The organism is Salinibacter grassmerensis (assembly GCF_947077765.1).
Taxonomy (GTDB): domain Bacteria; phylum Bacteroidota; class Rhodothermia; order Rhodothermales; family Salinibacteraceae; genus Salinibacter; species Salinibacter grassmerensis.
In genome coordinates, this window is record NZ_CAMTTF010000008.1 from 39,341 (window position 1) to 56,156 (window position 16,816).

Genomic DNA, 16,816 nt, shown 5'->3' on the forward strand with positions numbered 1-16,816 from the left:
AAACGAAGCTGCGCAGTGTCGGGGCTGGCCCCGGCACTGCGCTTTGCTTTGGACGGGGATGGTTGGGCCTCCCTCTGATCCCTCCCCAAGTCCACTTTGGGCCGGCAGGCATTGGGAGACGAATCGTGCCGATGCCTCGTGCATTGGTAGTGCACAGACGCGCATTTTCTCTCGACGGCCCATTGAAGATTCTCACCGCATGCAATCCCTCTATCTCATCTACCTCGATCGTCACCACCTCGGGGACGAGCTCTTCCTCAAGTCGTTGGCCCAGCACTTTTCCGATGCAGGGACAGGCGCGCCGACCTGCGTGTTGGTCCACGGAAGCGGCGAGAAGGTGGAACGCACCCTGGAGGCACAGGGCTATTTCCCAGAACGCACCGACGGAGTGATTGAGGTAGAGACCGAAGACCAGCGGCGGCTCGTGGAGCGGGCCGTACGGGAGGTCAACCAGGACATCGTGGCGGCACTGACCGACGAGGTCGTATCCACCGTAGGAATTCAGGGCGTGGACCGCGGGCTGTTTCGGCTGGGCGACGATGCGTCCCTGCAGGCGGCCAATGTGGGATGGCTGTCGGCGCTTCTCAAGCAACATGTCCTCCCGGTCGTGTCCGCCCTCGTCGAGACCTCAGATACCGGAACCGTGCACGAGGTGGGGACGGAAGAGGCGGTGCGGGCGCTGGCACGGGCGCTGGGCGACGCGTTTGAGCCGAGCATCTGCGTGCTGACGACTGCCGAGGTTGCGGGGGTGCCCGACGAGGCAGGGGGAGTGCAGTCGGAGATCGAGAGCACGACCCTGGAGGACCAGCCGATCCCGGAGCCGGCGGCCGTGCGTCGCCTGGTGGAGACGGAGGTGCCGGTTCTGGTCACGAACCTGCAGGGGTTGTTTAGCGGAGACGAACCCGTCGGCACGCGTGTCCGGCCGTAATTGCTCTCCGCGCTGGCCCCAACGGTTGAACCTTCTGATAAATCAGACGCGGATGCAATCGGGACCGCACTCCGGCCGAGATCCGGCTTGACAGCGGCTGAGGGGGCCATTATGTTCCTTCTGCATAATCGAGTCATTCACGCTCACATTTGTTGAGGTTATCGCATGAGTACATTTGAGGAACGATACAGCGAGTTGTCCGAGACCCTTGAGGGGGCCGAAGAGGACCTGATGAAGTTTTACGAGAAGGGCAACAAGGCCGCCGGCACACGTGCCCGGAAGAGCCTCATGAAGCTGAAGAAGTTGTCCCACGAAGTCCGGCAAGAGATCCAGGACATCAAGAACGAAGAGCTTTAGCCTCCTGGCGACCAATCTGCCTCCCCCGCGATGCCATCTCGTTTGGCGCGCACAGGTGAGGGCAGATTGGTCACCGATCCGACGTACCACGTCGCGGAAGAAGCCCTTGCTTTTTGCCGGCAAGGGCTTTTTGCGTTGAAGAACGCCCCTGATTTTTGACGGCTGGCTGTGGCGTCGCCGGATGGTTTCGTTTCGTTTCGTACTTTTGCCCCTCCATATAATGCCCCACCGAATAATTTCTGGTGTCCTCGCAATCATCTGTCTCGCCGTGGCGGGAACGCCCGTCTTTGCCCAGCCGGGACTTCCCTCACTCCCCAATCCTCAAGAGAGCCCGACCTCCGACACGGCCGACGCAGAGTGGGAGTCCGAGTTGACTGGGAAGATTTCCGTCGCGCAGGCCGCGTATCGAAACTGGCAGGAGGGAGGGGTCAACTCGCTGTCGTTTACGACCTCACTGGACGGGGCGACCGAGCAAGAGGGCGACCGGTGGGCACAGGCCTACAGCGCACGGTTTGCCCTCGGCTACATCAATCAGGAGGATCGCGAAGTCCGAAAGGCGGAGGATCGGATCCGTCTCCAGGCCAACCTGCAGTACCAGGGAGACGGCTTTTTCAACACGTTCAGCCCCACCCTGGCCGGAGACCTTCGGACACAGTTTGCACCCGGGTTCGCGTACTCTGAAAATCCGTACCAGGACGAAGCGGGTGTGGACCCCACCAACCCGCGGATCGACGAAGAGCCTCCCGTACGCACCTCCTCGTTTTTTGCCCCTGGGACCGTCACGGAGTCGATCGGTCTCACCTACGATCCGCTCGACCAGCTCTCGCTCCGGTTGGGCGTTGCCGCGAAGCAAACGGTCGTGGCCGAACCGGACTTTCGGGTCCTTTATGGGGTTGACCCGGACAATCTAGTGCGGTCGGAGGCGGGAGGACAGTTCTCTGCGAACCTGGATCAGCGGCTCTCCGAGAGCGTCCGGTACCGGTCCCAGCTCGACGTCTTCTTCGCCGTGAATCAACTCGACAACCCCCCCGATGCCGTCTGGGACAACGTCATCAATCTCCAGGTGAACGACTGGATTACCACGGACCTGGAGTTCGTGGCCCTCTTCGACGAAGACACCTCTAGCGCAATTCAGATCAGGGAGGCGATTTCGGTCGGGGTGTCGTTTACGCTCCTGTAGGCCCCTAGCGTTGCCGTTCTGCCTGATGCTGATGCGCCGATGCGTCGCGCTGCCGCCGCGTATCTTGTACTGGGCCTGCTGCTGGCCCCGATACCTCTCTTGAACGTGCTGCAGGCCGAGTCCGCCGCCGTGGTGGCCCTGGCGGCCTACTTTATCAGTGGGGGAGCAGCCGTTCGGGCGTTCGGCACGACGTCGATGTCGGTGTGGCGGGTGATGGGGCGTCAAGAGGCGGCCCTTCTCGTCCCGCTCGCAGTACTTCTGCTCGCGCAAATCTGGGCGCCGAACTGTACTTTGGGACAAGGGCTTCTCTTCTATGCCCTGTTTCCGGGCATCACGGTCGTGTTTGCGGTGGCGGTGGCGTACTTGCTGCGGGGACTGTCGGTGTCGCGACCGGGGTGGGTGCTGAGCGGCCTCGGGGGGCTTCTCGTCGTGGCCGGTCCGCTTTATGACCTGGGCCTGCATCCTCAGTTCTACACCTACAATCATGTCTTTGGGGGCGTCCTGGGGCCAATTTACGACGAGCAATTGGCCGTTCGTCCCGGACTCTTTGCCTTTCGGGGCCTGACGCTGCTTTGGGCCCTGCTGGCCGTGCTCCTTGGACAGCGTGTGCGAGGGCACGGGTCCCGATGGGCCGTTCTGGCGTGTGCCCTTGCCCTCGGGGCGGGGTACGTGTGGTCCAGTCCGCTCGGCATCAACACAACGGCGGCTTCCCTGCAGGAGCGCCTCGGTGGGCACACGCGGACGGCTCATTTTGACCTCTACTACGACTCGACCCAGGTCGACGCGGCCACCGCCGCGGACCTCGCCGCTGCCCACGAGGCGGAGTACGACTGGGTGCGAGGCCAACTGGGACTGACGGCCGACGGGGAGCGCCCTCGAATTCAAAGCTACATCTATCCGAACCCGGACACGAAGGGGCGCCTCACCGGAGCCCGGACGACGAGCGTGACGCCGGTGTGGCTCGATACGCCGCAGGTGCATCTGCTCCGCGATCGGGTGTCGCAGAGTCTCGGCCACGAACTGGCACACGTCGTCAGTCGCCCCTACGGCCTGCCTGGACTCCAGGCCTCCTGGGCACCGGGGCTCATCGAAGGATGGGCGGTGGCCCTAGAACCGCCGTCGCCGGGACCGTCTCCGGATGACCTCGTCCGCACCGCGGCCCAGTCCGACACGACGACCACGCTCGCTGCCGAGGCAGGGGCGGTGGCACAGCGGCTGTCGCCCTGGGGCTTCTGGACGGGTCGAGGGGCTGTCTCGTACGCCACGATGGGCTCCTTCATCCGGTACCTGCTCGATCAGTACGGCCCGGCCCGGCTCAGGCGCGTCTACGCCTGGGGAGACTTTGAGGGCGTGTATGGACGATCACTGGACACGCTCGCGAAAGAGTGGGCGGCCCACCTCCGTCGGGCGCCGACCGTGTCGCGGGCGGCCCACGCCGTGGTCACCCGGCGGTTTATGCGCCCGTCGCTGTTTGAGGCCGACTGTCCCCACTATGTGCCCCCGGCGCGACGGCACTATCAAATGGCGCAGCGGGCTGCTCGGCGGCGGGACACCACGGAAATGGTGCGCCACCTGGACAAGGCCCTCGACGCCCGGCCGCGGTACGCGGCGGCCCAGGAGGCACTGGCCCGCCACCGGCTCGCCCAGGGACAAGCGTCCGCCGTCCGGCGTCAGATTGACACGCTCTCGGCAGCGGCCCGGACGGCTCCGCTCCAGGTCGCACGGGCCGACGCAGCTGTGCTGCAACGGGCCCCGGACACCGCCCGGACGCTCTACGCCCGAGCCCGGGCCCAGACGCCAGGGTACGCACACGGCTTTCGGGCTCGCCTTGCCCTCCGCGACGCGGTTGCCGACCGCCCCTCGGTCGTCCGGGTGCTCACGAGTGGAGACTCGGCAGCCGCGCAGGCCCGTCGCCTCGCGGACACGGGGTTTCAGAACGCGAGTGTGCAGGCCTGGCAGGCAGTCCGGTGGATGGACGCGCGGCAGTACCGCCGGGCACTGCCGTTGTGGGAGCGGCTGGACGCGCCGGTGCGTGCCGGTCGACCGCGGTCTTGGCACCGGGCGTGGGAACTGCAACGTGCGGCGTGGGGCGCCCGGTCGGCCCTGCGGACGGACGCGACAGAGACGGCGCGGCGATGGGCGGCCCGGGCCACGCGCCAGGCCCGAGTGCTCGGGGACGAAGAACGAGCCGCTCTCTTTGCGTGGTGGGAGCGTCGGGCCGCCGAGTCGGGGATCACGTCTCGAGCCGGTCGATCTCGCCTTTCGCCTCCGAACCACGCGTCCCACCTGCTGGTTGAGGCAGGCGAGTCCCCCACGAGGGCCTCTCGGTGCAAAGTTGTCCCCGCCACTATCCACAATGGGTCACGTGACTGGTAGTATAGACGTCGCTTTTCGTCGGGCGCTCGGGCTGTGCTTGTGTGTCGTGGCGCTTGGTCTGACTGCTGGGTGCAAGTCGGCGGAGGAGACGGAACAGGCGGAGTCCACTCCGGCCTCGCCGGCGGTCCAACCGGAGTTGGCCTCGCCGTCTGCCTCGGTCCGCACGATTCAGCTGTACCAGGGGGACGACGAGCAGAGCCTGCCGGTTACGTCGATGACAGGGGGCGACGGCCTGACGCTGGAGTTCGATCTGCTGACGGAAGAAGGACGCCCACTCTCAATCTATTTCCAGCACGCCGACCGAACGTGGCGCCGCGATCTCTCGCCGGGACAGACCCTGGAATCGTTTCAGGACGATCGCCTCGTGGATTATCGTCCGTCCCGGGGGACGAAGGTGTCGTACGTGCACTACCAGTACCGCTTCCCCAACGACGACATTCGGTTCCGGATCAGCGGCAACTACGTTCTGCGGGTGACCGAGCGGGGCCGCCGGGACTCGGTTCTCTTCGAGCAGCCGTTCTTCGTGACGGAGGCGGAAGGGGGGCTCCAGTTGGACGCCGAGGGGCTTCCGGTGCCGGGGCAGCGACAGCCGTCCCTCCGCCCGCGTGCCCGTTTCGCCCCGCCGTCCGCGATTCGAGGCGACCCGTTCGGACACGCCGTGTGCTTCGTCCGGAACGGTCGTCTCGCGGACACCCGCTGCGAAGACCGTCCGCTGCTGGCGCGGCAGCCCAACCTGGAATTTGAACTGGGGCGGGATCGGGCCTACGCCCCCGCGACGGCGGAGTACGGACTCGACCTCAGCACGCTCCGGTCTACCGCCCAGATTGCCCGGGTCGAACGCACCCCGTCGCCCATTCGGGTCTTTCTGGACCCCGACTACGCCCGCTTCACGGAAGCATCGCGAGGACCGAGCCTGAACGGGCAGACGGTCGTTCGAAGTGCCCTCTCGGCCCAGGCAGATCCGAGCATTACCGCCGAGTACGTGGAGACAACCTTTGCCTTTGTGCCGTCTGGCGAGACGCCCTACAGACGGCCCCTAACCGTGGCCGGAAGTTTTAGCGGAATGGACCCGGCCCGGGGCATCCAAATGGACTGGAACGAGCGGCGGGGCCGGTACGAGGGACGTGTTCTCCTGAAGCAGGGCCGCCACCAGTATTTCTACTCGACATCGGACCCGAGCCTTGCGCAGGAGGTTCGCCGAACGCAACCCCGACGGGCCAGTACCTACACGGCGTTTGTCTATTACCGAGACGCCCAGTACAACACCGACCGCCTGCTTCGGGTGGGGGGGCTTCGGCCTTGATCCCGAAAGAAAAACGCCCCATCCCGAACCGAATGGGGCGCCTGTTCCGATATGGAAGGGGGACACCTTATCCGATGACCACGACGTCCTGGGCGTTGGGCCCCTTGTCCGTGTGCCCGACTGTAAATTCGACCCGGTCGTCTTCCTCAAGACTCTTGAAGCCCTCCGTGTCAATCTCGCTGTAGTGGACGAACAGATCCTCGTCCCGGTCCTCAGCGACGATGAACCCGTAGCCTTTCTCGTTGCTGAACCACTTGACGGTTCCCGTTTCGCGCTCTGCCATGGTGCTGCTGAAAGGTCAGTCGAAAGAACGTATGCTGCACGGCAGGGCATTTGCCGTTCAACGCACACACCATGACGGTGTGGCGCCAGATGCTAGTGGCCTGCCATCTGCGATCCATTATATAATTTTCAAAACTCGAAGTCAATTTTTCCAGCTAAAGAACTTGAGAGGGGCTGGTTCATGGATCTGTCTCGGCTCCGAAGCCGTCGCGCTGCTCATTAATCCGTTCGCGTCAACATGTCGTTTGCATTGACGAGCCTCATCGACGAAGATCCAACCTTCCGGGTGCACGGCGCGGTCCGCTCCCCCATCGAGGCGGCCTGTGCGGAGCACTCTGATGTCGCAACCTTTCATGAGTTGGGCCCGAGTGAAGACGAAACAATGCTCTACGGGGCGGTGGTGGGAACCGGGCCGATTACGGTAAGCCTCATTGCCGGCAACCACGCGGACGAACCCGTCGGCCCGGAAACCCTCCGGTCCTTTCTCATCAACGGACTGGCGCGGCGGGGCGACATGGAATCGGTGCTCCGGCGCTTCCAATTCGTGATTGTGCCCCACACGAATCCGGACGGAGAGGCGCGCAACCGGGCGTGGATGGAGGCGTGGCCGGACCTGGAGGCGTACCTGAAGGAGGTTGTTCGAGAAAACCCGGGGCGCGACATGGAGTACGGATTTCCGGATATGCGCCCCGAGAACACGCACGTCTCGGCCTTTTTGCGGGAGCACGGGCCGTTCGACCTCCACGCCAGCCTGCACGGGATGTCGGCGGGGGAGGGTGCGATGCTGCTCATCAACCGGCCCTGGACCTTCCGCACACAGTCGCTTCGCGACGACTTCGCGGACGCCGCCGCGGGAGCGGGGCTGCCCCTGCACGACCACAACCGGAAAGGGGAGAAGGGATTCTTCTGGATCGAGCCGGGCTTCCAGACCACCCCGCGTGGCGACGCCATGCGGACGTACTTTCGGGCCCAGGGCGATTCCGCAATGGCCGAGCGGTTCCACGACAGTTCGATGGAGTTTGTCGCGTCGCTGGGGGGCGACCCGCTCTCGCTCGTGACGGAGCTCCCCCTGTTTCTCATTCGTGGTAAAGAGGAGGAGGGCGGACACCAACCCATACGGTACCTCAAACTCCGGGAGCGTCTGCCGGACATCAAGGCGCGTCTCGATCGGGGAGAGGACGTGGACGAGTTGCTTGCACCGTTCGACGTCCGTCCCGTCCCGCTCGAGACGGCGATGCAGATTCAGCTTCGGACTCTGGAGCTGGGCCTTCGGGCCGTCGCGCCGGACTCCACATCGTGAACTGTCTTCTCAGAACGGACCCGCAGAACGAATGTCTGCACTCATCTACGGCGCCTACGGCTACACGGGACGACTGATCGCCCAGGCGGCGGTCGAACAGGGGCTCCAGCCCGTACTGGCGGGTCGGGACGCCGATCGACTCACGGAGCTGGGGACGGCCCTGGATCTCCCGACCCAAACCGTATCCCTTTCGGAACCGGAGCGGCTCCGGACGGCCCTCGACGACGTCTCCGTCGCACTCCACTGTGCGGGGCCGTTCGTCCACACGGCCCCGCCGATGGTTGGCGCGTGTCTGGACACGGGGACGCACTACCTGGACCTGACCGGGGAGGTGGACGTGTTCCAGATGCTGGCCGAACGCGACGCGGACGCTGAGGCTGCGGGCTGCATGCTGCTTCCCGGCATTGGGTTCGACGTGGTGCCGAGCGACTGCCTGTCTCAGTTCGTAGCGGCACATACCCCTGACGCCGACATCCTTGAGGTGGCGCTGTACGCCGAGGGCACGGTGTCGCAAGGCACCCTCAAGACGCTTATTGAGCAGATGGGTCGGGGTGGGGTGGTGCGCCGGGAGGGGCGGCTCCACGACGTGCCGCCGGGATGGACCAGCCGGAACGTCGACTTCGGAGATCGTCGCCGTGGCGTTACCTCCATCCCCGAAGGCAGCGTCGTGACGAGCGGCGTCTCGACCGACGTGCCCAACGTCACGGCCTACATCGCCGTGCCGCTCCTCGTCCAGTCGCTGCTCCGGGCCAGCCAGCACGTGCAGGGGATTTTGACGTGGCCCCCCCTGAAGCGACTCCTGAAACGGCTCGTGGAGCAGGGCCGGGCCGGGCCGACCGCTGAGGAGCGCCAGCAAGGCCGCACCGTGGTGTGGGCGTCGGCACGAGATCCGGACGGAAACGCCACGACCGCCCGACTCCACGGGCCGGAGGCCTACACCTTCACGGCGCGGTCCGCAGTGGCGGCCCTCCGGCGCGTCCTCGACGGAACCGCTCCCTCCGGATATCAGACGCCGTCTACCGCCTTCGGGGCGGACTTTGCCCTCGCCGTGGACGAAACGTCACGACAGATCGTCGGGGGCCCGTCGGGGGCGTAGGAGGGCCGATTCGCCCACCGGCCCCGCCATACGTTCGTCTCCATAGCACACTGCCCTCCGTGTCCGCTTCGTCATCCGCCTCGGAATCGAACCTTAACTGGACGGCCATCGCGGCGCTGTACGCCGGGCTCGTCTTCGGAATTGGTGTTATGCTCCTGGCCGGGCAGTACCGCAACGCCACGTGGCTGGGGCTCCTGGGGCTCGCGGGCGGCTGTACGGCGTACGGCCGCGTGCTTGCCCGACGAGGTCGTGCACAGACCGCGAAGTGGTGGAGATGGGCCAGTGGCGTCCTCTACGCCGCTTTTTTTCTCTGGGCCGGAACGGTCTTCCTACGGGCCCTCTTTGGGTGATAGCACGGTCGCTGCGACCAGGGACTTCCCGGAAAAAGACCAGATCGTTGAGGTGGGCGAACTCTTTGGGAATCCAAAACAAAGACACAGATCAGGGCGTTTATCTCACCCATAGCATAACAAGAAGCTTCGGCGTATTCACCAACAAAAAAGAGAACGGCTTATGGCTTTTGACCTCCCTGACCTGCCGTATGACTACGACGCCCTGGAGCCGCACATTGACAAGCAGACGATGCGGATCCACCACGACAAGCACCATGCCGGCTACACGCGAAAGCTGAACAACGCGCTGGAGGGGCACGACGACCTCCAAGAGCACTCGGTTGAAGAGCTTCTTGCTGGTCTCGACACGCTTCCGACGGACGTGCAGACGCCGGTGCGCCAGAATGGGGGTGGCTTTTACAACCACCGTCTCTTCTGGAATACCATGTCCCCGGACGGCGGCGGCACGCCCGGTGGAGACCTGGCGGACGCCATCCACGATGCCTTTGGCTCCTACGAGGACTTCAAGGACGCCTTTGCCGACGCCGCGACCGGGCAGTTTGGCAGCGGCTGGGGATGGCTCGTGGCGCAGCCCAACGGCGACGTTACCGTGACCAGCACACCCAACCAGGACAACCCGCTGCTGGACGGGCACACGCCCATCCTCGGGATTGACGTGTGGGAGCACTCCTACTACCTCAACTATCAGAACGAGCGCGGCACCTACGTGGACGAGTGGTGGAACGTCGTCGACTGGGACACCGTCGGCGAGAACTACGACGAGATTGTGGCGGCGTAGTCCTGCTCTCCCACGGGCCCGGTAGGGGCCCGACCCATGTTGCCTGAAGGGGTGGCCGGTCCTCCGGCCACCCCTTTTTGTTGTTGAAACGGATGTTGGGACTGTCGTCGGGACGAGAGGCGCCCCCGAAGCGGGAGCACCTACGCGTCCTGAAGGGCCTGAACGAGGGTCCGGCAGAAGGCCGGAATGTCTTTCACGACGCGTCCCCAGACGAGGTGCTCCTCCTGAAAGGCGGCCTCGTCGACCCATGTCGCGCCCGCATTCAGAAGGTCGTCCTTAATGCCTGTACTTCCAGTGGCCTGACGGCCGTCCACGATGCCTGCGGAGATGCCCACGAGTCCGGCGTGACAAATCTGGGCGACGATCTTCTGCTGGGCATCCATCTCGCGCACCAGGTCCTGCACCCCCTCGTCGCGGCGGAGCTTGTCGGGGGCCCAGCCGCCCGGGACGACGACGCCGTCCAGGTTGTCGGGGTCAAGCGTCCGGGCGGCTGCATCGGTGGTGGCCGTGAGGCCGTGCTTGCCGGTGACGGTGGTGTCGGCCTCGCGCCCGGCGACCACGACCTCGGCGCCCTCCTCCCGGAGCCGCATGGTCGGGACCCAGAACTCAAGATCCTCGAACGACTTGTCGACGAGGACCGCGACGCGATGGGTGTTCAGAGACGTGGACATACGAGCGTTGCGATAGAGTTGGTTAAAAAGATTCTGTTATTGCAATCAAAAACTTGGCGACGTAGATCTCAATGCCCCCTGCGCGCCTCAGTGAGAGCCCGTCCGGTCGTACACGTCGTCGATAAACTCCTTGAACCAGGCTGGGCGTGCAACGAGAACGTACGCCGCCAGGAAGGGAACGACGGGGATCATGAACAGGAGCAGATCCACGGCGATGAGGCCGGCGGCGATGATCCAGATCTGACGGTCGGAAATGGTCGGCAGATACACAATGCGCGAGAAAAGGGTCTAAATAGACGACATCGAATCGGGGAGGTTGCGTTGCCGGGTCCTCCCACGGGCCGTTCTTGATAAACATTCGGTTCTCGTGGAAATTCGCACCGTACCCCAATCTGCCACGACCGATCGGACCCGGAGTCTCCACATACGTCCATGCCGCCCCAAAAGTCCTCTTCCTGGAACGACTGGTTCTCCCGAAGCATCGTCGAGGAAACGATTGCGCCCCTCCGAGCGGAGCGCCCTGTGCTGTTGTCGCTTCTTGTATTCCTGGTGGGAGCGGGGATCGTGATTCCCCTGTCGCTGGAGTATTGGCTCAACGAGCCCGAGTTTCTCCTCAATATCTTTGCCGAGGCGCACGGCATGCTACTGGACCTCCTGCTGTTCGGCTGTCTCTTGTTGTGGTTTGACCGGAAGGCCGAACGGAGGCGCCGGATCGAGAAGTACACCAACGCCATCAACGATCTTCTCGGCTGGGAGCACGAGATGGCGACGTACCGCATCGTGGGAAACGTCCGGCGACTGAACCGGGAAGAGACCCCTCCGGAGACGTTGAAGAATGCCTATCTACGCGGGGCGGACCTGAAGGACGCCGATCTTTCGGAAACGTCGGTGCACGGGGCCGACCTGGCCGACGCCGATCTCCAGAATGCGGACCTATCAGACGCGTACCTGGGAGCCGCGGATCTTTCTGGGGCGAATCTTCGGAACGTCAACCTCTCCGGGGCCCACTTCGGCGTGTTTGCGGGCGTGGTGGCGTCGGAGGAGGACGAGCAGGAGACGATGCTCTCCGGGGCCGACCTTCGAGGGGCGGATCTTCGAGGCATCCGGAACGCCACCGCCGACACCTTCGCAGAGGTAGAGACTCTCTTCAAGGCCCGCCTGGATCCCGACCTGGAGGCGGAAATCGAGGCGAACCATCCGGGGCTGCTGGAGCCACAGGTCGAAGGACATCGGGGATGATCCCGCTTCCGGTCCTCGGGCGTCTACTCGTTGCGAAGAACCGTCGCGGGATCGATGCGGGCGGCGCGGAGGGCCTGTGCGCTCACCGTGAGGAGGGCTACGAGGAGCGCCCCTGCGCCGGCCCAGAGAAACACACCGGGGCCGAGATCAAAGTGGTAGGCGAACGTATCAAGCCATTGGGTGAGGCCCACGTACGCCACCGGGACCGCCACCGCGATGGCTCCCCCCACCAGGCGCAGGAAGTCTTTGGAAATCAATCCCACAATTTGTCCCGCTGAGGCACCGACGGCCTTCCGGACGCCAATCTCGTGACGTCGCTGTCGGGCCGCAAAGGCGGCCAGTCCGAAGAGGCCCAGACCGGCAACAAGCACGGCGAGGACGGCAAAAATGCCCAGAAGCGTGGCGAACCGCTGGTCGGACCGATAGGCAGCAGCAAAGGACTGGTCGGCAAACTCGTAGGCGAAGGGGGCATTCGGAAAGTACCGCTGCCAGACCTCCTCGACCCCAGCGAGTCGGGAGTCGGTCTCGTCCAGATCGACGCGAAGGTAGTATGTGTCCTGGAGGATGGGGGTCAGGAAAAACGCCATCGACTCAACGCGCCGGTGGAGGGTGGCGAGGTGGACGTTGTCGACGATGCCAATCACCTCCAGGTTGCGCCCCAAAAAGCCCACGCTCACGTCGAGCGGGCGCTCCAGTGCTGCCTCCAGGGTGCGCTGGTCGGACGGAAGATCGGTGAGGAGGCGCTCGGCCGCTGCCCGGTTGAGGACGACCCCGGACGAGTCGGCGGGCCGGCCCCGCTCGAACGTGCGACCCGCAACGGGTGCAACCCCGAGCGTTTCGAAGAAGCGGTCGCCCACGGTCACGAGGCGGAGCTTATGGCGCTTCTCCGGGGCGATGCCGAGGCCGGAGAATGCGGCCCCGACGCTCGCCTGCAGATCACCGGGCATTGGCTCCGACCCCTCCGAGACCGCCGTTACGCCCGGTTTCTGAGCCACGTCTCGTCGGAAGGTGTGCGAGACCGACGGAGCATCCGCCGCCGGCGGTTGGGGGATCGTGACCACCTGTTCTGTATCGAATCCGAGGTCTGCGTCCTGCAGGTAGTCAAGCTGCCAGTACGCCGCGATGGTGCCTGCGACGAGCACCACCGCCGTGGCAAACTGAAACACGACGAGACCGCGTCGCAGAACCGATGCGCCTGCTCCACGTGCCCGGTGCACGCCGGGGCCGCCGCCCAGGACCCGGGCCGGATCGAACCGGCTCAACACGAACGCCGGGTAACTTCCGGCGCCGAGTGCCGTGACGAGGGCGATGCCGCCAAGGGTGAGCACCGTGTAGGGGTCCGCGAAGGTGGCGAACGGGAGCGACATCCCGGTCAGGCTCCGGAAGAGCGGACGGGTGGCCGCTGCAAGGCCCAGGGCCAGCACGACCGCACTTCCGACGAGAACAGCCGCTTCCGCGAGGAACTGTCGGATGAGCTGCGACTGGGTGGCCCCAATTGTCTTGCGAACGCCAATCTCTTGGGCCCGGTCGAGCGCGCGGGCCGTGGACAGATTGACGACGTTCATGCCCGCCAGGAGGAGAATGAAGAGTGCAATGGCGGCGAAGAGGGCAACGTACGCGGCCGATCCGTTCGGCTCGATCTCGAGACTGAGATCCGAATACAGATGAATGTCTGTCAGGGGTTGGAGCCGGAGTGTGGCCCCTCTCCAGTCGTCTCCCCTTCGGGCCTTGGCCTGCTCGGTAAACGTCGCCGCGAGCGAGTCCGGGGCGATCCCGTCCGGCACCTTCAGGTACGCCCGAAAGCCCCCGCCGGAGCCTTCACGCTGTGCCTCGGTGAAGTTGAACGCCGCGTCCATCGTTGCCCAGGAGACGATGATCCGGGGGTGGAAGTGAGAGGTCTCGGGAATCGGATCGAGGACCCCCGCAACCGTAACCTCCACCGTGCGATCCCCGCCGTTAAGGCCCGTCATCCGCAGGGTCTTGCCCACCGGATTTTCGTTCCCGAAGTACGTGTCCGCCATTGTGGGCGTGAGGACGGCCGTGTAGGGGCGGCCGAAGGCCTCGTTGGCCGTGCCGCGCCGTGTAGGAAAGGTAAAGACCTCGAAGAAGGAGGGACGGGCCACGAACACCGGGTCTTCGTTGAACTGCTTCGTGTCCCGGTGAACGACCGCACGCGCCTCGAAGAAGGGCGCCAGTTCAAGGGAGGGATTCTTCTCCTGAATCGCGCTGATCGTGGGCCAGGTGCTGGCGGGCATTGCCGTATCGCCCCAGTCGCTCACCAGCCGATGGATGCGATCCGTATCCTCGTGGAAGTCGTCGTATGAGAGTTCGTGCCGGACGAAGAGGGCAATAAGCAGGCACGCCGCGATTCCGATGGCCAGCCCCACCACGTTGATGACGCTGTAGCCGAGATGGCGGCGGAAGGCACGAATCGCGGTCGTGAGGTCGTTTCGAAGCATGGCAGGGTGGTGTTCAGGAGGGCGGTGCTATTCATCCCGCAGTGTTCGAGCCGGGTCGATGCGGGCGGCGCGGAGGGTCTGGGTCGCAATGGTAAGCAGGGCAACACCCACGAGCCCAAGGACACAGACCAGGACGACCCCGGCGCGTACGCCGACCGGATCCGCCATCAACTGGAGCCACCATCGGTTCAGGACCCACGCCACCGGGACGGCAACCACGGCGGCGCCGGCCACGAGCAGCGCAAACGGGCGCGACAGATGGGCCACAACATCGAGAACGCTCGCCCCGAGGGCCTTCCGAACCCCAATTTCCTTGGTCCGCGTCCGGACGTGGTAGGCGGCAAGGCTCAGTAGCCCGAGGAGGGCGATGAGGATCGCGAGGACGGCGACGCCCCCAACAGCCGACGCGAGGTCGCCGAGGGGCCCGTACCGCATGCGGAGCACGTCGTCGTAAAAGCGGCTCTCAAAGGGATAAGCCGTGTCGATTCGCTCCCGCCACAGTTGCTTTAAATCACTTTGGACGCCGGCCATATCGCTCGTTCGGGCGCGCACCAGGGCGTGAGCGTACTGGTCGGCGTCGGCGCGCAGCATCAGAGGATCGGTCCGGGCGCGCCCCATATTTCCGTAGATGTCTCCCGCCCCCGTGAAATCGAAGTTGTCGACGACGCCCACCACCGTGCGGGACGTGGTTGCCTGCGACGGGTCGCCCTGGGTCACCGCAGTGCCCAAAATTTCGCGGGGGCCGTCGAAGCCGAGGGCCTGGACGGCGGCCCGGTTGAGAATGAGGGACTCCCCGGACGCAAACTGCTCGTCCCAGTCAGTCAGTGAGGCCCGGAGCGGCAGGTTCATGTCCCGGACGTACGTCGTATCGACGGCGTAGGCCACCGGCTCGATTGCGGAGTCGATTCGGTCGGAGCGGAGGGGATGAGAGTCGTAGCTGCTGGGTCCGAGCATCAAGTTGTTGATCCCCGACACCGTCTCGACATTCGGGAGCTCCTGGGCAGCCGACCGAAAGCGCTCGTACGACACGTCCTGGAGCTCCAGGCTGATCAGCTGCTCCGTTCGCAACTGATGATCGGCCGCAGCCATCGATTGGGTCTGGCGCAGCATCGTCGCGGCCGTAACGATGAGGATGAGCGTAAACGCGACCTGAGTGGCGATGAGGGTGCTCCGGAGCCATCCCGTACCACTTCCGGTGGCGGCGTCGCCCTGCTTGCCCAGCACCTGCGCCGGACGGTACGTGGCCAGCACAAACGCCGGGTAGGCCCCCGACAAAAGGCCCACGAGCACCGCAATGCCGACCGTCACCCCGACCCCGCCCGGCGTCAACAGCCCCTCTAGCTCTAGTGGGGGAAGGTCGAGCAGACTGAAGAGATAGAGGTCGTTGAAGAGGGGCACGAGCCCCGCCAGCAGCAATACGGCGACCCCGGATGCGAGCAGGGCCGTGACCACCGACTCCGTCAAGAACTGCGCAACGAGTTGGGTGCGCTGCGCGCCCAGTGTCTTCCGGACGCCCACCTCCCGGGCTCGCCGTAGCGACCGGGCCACCGACAAGTTCACGTAGTTGAAGATAGCGGCGAGGAGCGCGACGACTGCCAGTCCCCCCATCAGCCCAAAAATCCATCCGGGCAGTATTAGAAGGCCCGAGATCTCGTTTGCGAGGGTCGGGCTGAACCGCATGTCGTCCAGCGACTGTACCAGAAGTTGGAGATTGGACGCCACCTCCGACCGGGTCCGATTCTCAAACAGAGTTGTGGCCGCGGCCTGGAGGGTAGACGGCATTGTGTCGTCGCCGAGCCGGACGTACGTGTTTTGGGTGTAGGTCTGCTTCCAGGCGTCCGGGGTGGAGGCCGTGGCGGACTCGTCGCCGGTAGAGAGGTATACGTCGGCATTCACGTGGGAGGGAGCGTCGGAGGGGGAAAGGACCCCGACGACGGTGTGCTTTTCCTCTCCTTCGTGCCGGAAAGATTCGCCTACTGGGTTTGAGACGCCAAACAGCTGCCGCGCCGTCTCCAGCGTCACCACAGCCGTACGGGGCCGCGACAGCGCGCCGCTCTGCGTTCCCGCCCGGAACCGGAAGCCGTCGAAGATTTCCCAGAATGAATCGGTAGTCCGTATGGTCTCGGCGGTTAGGCTTTTGTTGTCGTGGACGATGAAGCTATCATCGTCCTTGTTGACGGAGGCGACGGCGTCAAGGCCCGCGACCGACTCTCGCAGGGCGGTCGGAAGCGGCCTCGGGGCCGTGGCGTAGCGCGAGCCGTCGCTCTGGTCGAGCGTCGTCACCCGGTGGATCTTCTCGCTTTCTGAATGGAAGCGATCTACCCGCCATTGCTGGCGCATGAACAGGAGTACGAGCAGGGCCACGGCGAGACTGACGGCCAGTCCGATGCCGTTAATGGCCGTAGAGCCCCGGTGCTTCCAGAGGGTGCGAACGGCCGTTTTGAGGTAGCTGCGAACCATGGGGGGCGTGTTGAACTGACGACAAACGTCTGCT

Annotated in this window: 15 protein-coding genes; 10 read left to right on the forward strand and 5 right to left on the reverse strand. The window is 64.8% G+C overall.

Annotation, left to right across the window (positions count from 1 at the left end; translation table 11 throughout):
• The first annotated feature begins 199 nt into the window (after positions 1-199).
• The 5 genes from OJB03_RS13905 (at position 200) to OJB03_RS13925 (ending at position 6,144) form a co-directional block, all read left to right on the forward strand.
• Positions 200-928 (forward strand): amino acid kinase family protein, encoded by a 729-nt coding sequence (locus tag OJB03_RS13905; protein ID WP_263788486.1) that lies wholly within the window; start codon positions 200-202, stop codon positions 926-928.
• A gap of 165 nt (positions 929-1,093) precedes the next feature.
• The gene (locus OJB03_RS13910) at positions 1,094-1,285 is read left to right on the forward strand and encodes a histone H1 (protein WP_263788489.1); all 192 of its coding nucleotides are present in this window, start codon (positions 1,094-1,096) and stop codon (positions 1,283-1,285) included.
• Between the two features lie 220 nt (positions 1,286-1,505).
• On the forward strand, positions 1,506-2,465 hold the full coding sequence (locus tag OJB03_RS13915; RefSeq protein WP_263788491.1) for a DUF3078 domain-containing protein: 960 nt from the start codon (positions 1,506-1,508) through the stop codon (positions 2,463-2,465).
• A 39-nt stretch (positions 2,466-2,504) separates the two neighbouring features.
• Positions 2,505-4,841, forward strand: coding sequence for a hypothetical protein (locus OJB03_RS13920; RefSeq protein ID WP_263788493.1), 2,337 nt, complete (start codon positions 2,505-2,507; stop codon positions 4,839-4,841).
• A 46-nt stretch (positions 4,842-4,887) separates the two neighbouring features.
• The gene (locus OJB03_RS13925) at positions 4,888-6,144 is read left to right on the forward strand and encodes a type IX secretion system plug protein (protein WP_263788495.1); all 1,257 of its coding nucleotides are present in this window, start codon (positions 4,888-4,890) and stop codon (positions 6,142-6,144) included.
• A gap of 67 nt (positions 6,145-6,211) precedes the next feature.
• Here OJB03_RS13925 and OJB03_RS13930 read toward each other — a convergent pair whose 3' ends face one another.
• Complete coding sequence (locus tag OJB03_RS13930) at positions 6,212-6,427, reverse strand: cold-shock protein (protein ID WP_263788497.1); 216 nt, start codon at positions 6,425-6,427, stop codon at positions 6,212-6,214.
• Positions 6,428-6,664: 237 nt separating this feature from the next.
• On the opposite strand from OJB03_RS13930, the gene OJB03_RS13935 reads away from it, so the two are divergent.
• The 4 genes from OJB03_RS13935 to OJB03_RS13950 all read left to right on the forward strand — a co-directional run bounded on the left by OJB03_RS13935 (position 6,665) and on the right by OJB03_RS13950 (position 9,953).
• A complete protein-coding gene (locus OJB03_RS13935) occupies positions 6,665-7,726 on the forward strand; it encodes a M14 family zinc carboxypeptidase (RefSeq protein WP_263788499.1) in 1,062 nt (353 codons plus the stop codon).
• 31 nt (positions 7,727-7,757) lie between these two features.
• Entirely contained in the window at positions 7,758-8,822 is a 1,065-nt protein-coding gene (locus OJB03_RS13940; protein WP_263788501.1) for a saccharopine dehydrogenase family protein, read from the forward strand.
• Between the two features lie 59 nt (positions 8,823-8,881).
• Entirely contained in the window at positions 8,882-9,172 is a 291-nt protein-coding gene (locus OJB03_RS13945) for a hypothetical protein (protein ID WP_263788503.1), read from the forward strand.
• Positions 9,173-9,335: 163 nt separating this feature from the next.
• Positions 9,336-9,953 (forward strand): superoxide dismutase, encoded by a 618-nt coding sequence (locus tag OJB03_RS13950; RefSeq protein ID WP_263788508.1) that lies wholly within the window; start codon positions 9,336-9,338, stop codon positions 9,951-9,953.
• 140 nt (positions 9,954-10,093) lie between these two features.
• Here the strand turns inward: OJB03_RS13950 and OJB03_RS13955 are convergent, their stop codons facing one another.
• Together OJB03_RS13955 and OJB03_RS13960 are read right to left on the reverse strand one after the other, a co-directional pair.
• On the reverse strand, positions 10,094-10,624 hold the full coding sequence (locus OJB03_RS13955) for a type 1 glutamine amidotransferase domain-containing protein (RefSeq protein WP_263788510.1): 531 nt from the start codon (positions 10,622-10,624) through the stop codon (positions 10,094-10,096).
• Positions 10,625-10,711: 87 nt separating this feature from the next.
• Entirely contained in the window at positions 10,712-10,894 is a 183-nt protein-coding gene (locus OJB03_RS13960; RefSeq protein ID WP_263788513.1) for a hypothetical protein, read from the reverse strand.
• Positions 10,895-11,056: 162 nt separating this feature from the next.
• Between OJB03_RS13960 and OJB03_RS13965 the strand changes: the two genes are divergently transcribed.
• A complete protein-coding gene (locus OJB03_RS13965) occupies positions 11,057-11,863 on the forward strand; it encodes a pentapeptide repeat-containing protein (protein WP_263788517.1) in 807 nt (268 codons plus the stop codon).
• Between the two features lie 23 nt (positions 11,864-11,886).
• On the opposite strand, the gene OJB03_RS13970 is transcribed toward OJB03_RS13965, so the two are convergent.
• Entirely contained in the window at positions 11,887-14,322 is a 2,436-nt protein-coding gene (locus OJB03_RS13970) for an ABC transporter permease (RefSeq protein WP_263788520.1), read from the reverse strand.
• Between the two features lie 27 nt (positions 14,323-14,349).
• Positions 14,350-16,782, reverse strand: coding sequence for an FtsX-like permease family protein (locus OJB03_RS13975; protein ID WP_263788522.1), 2,433 nt, complete (start codon positions 16,780-16,782; stop codon positions 14,350-14,352).
• Positions 16,783-16,816: the final 34 nt, after the last annotated feature.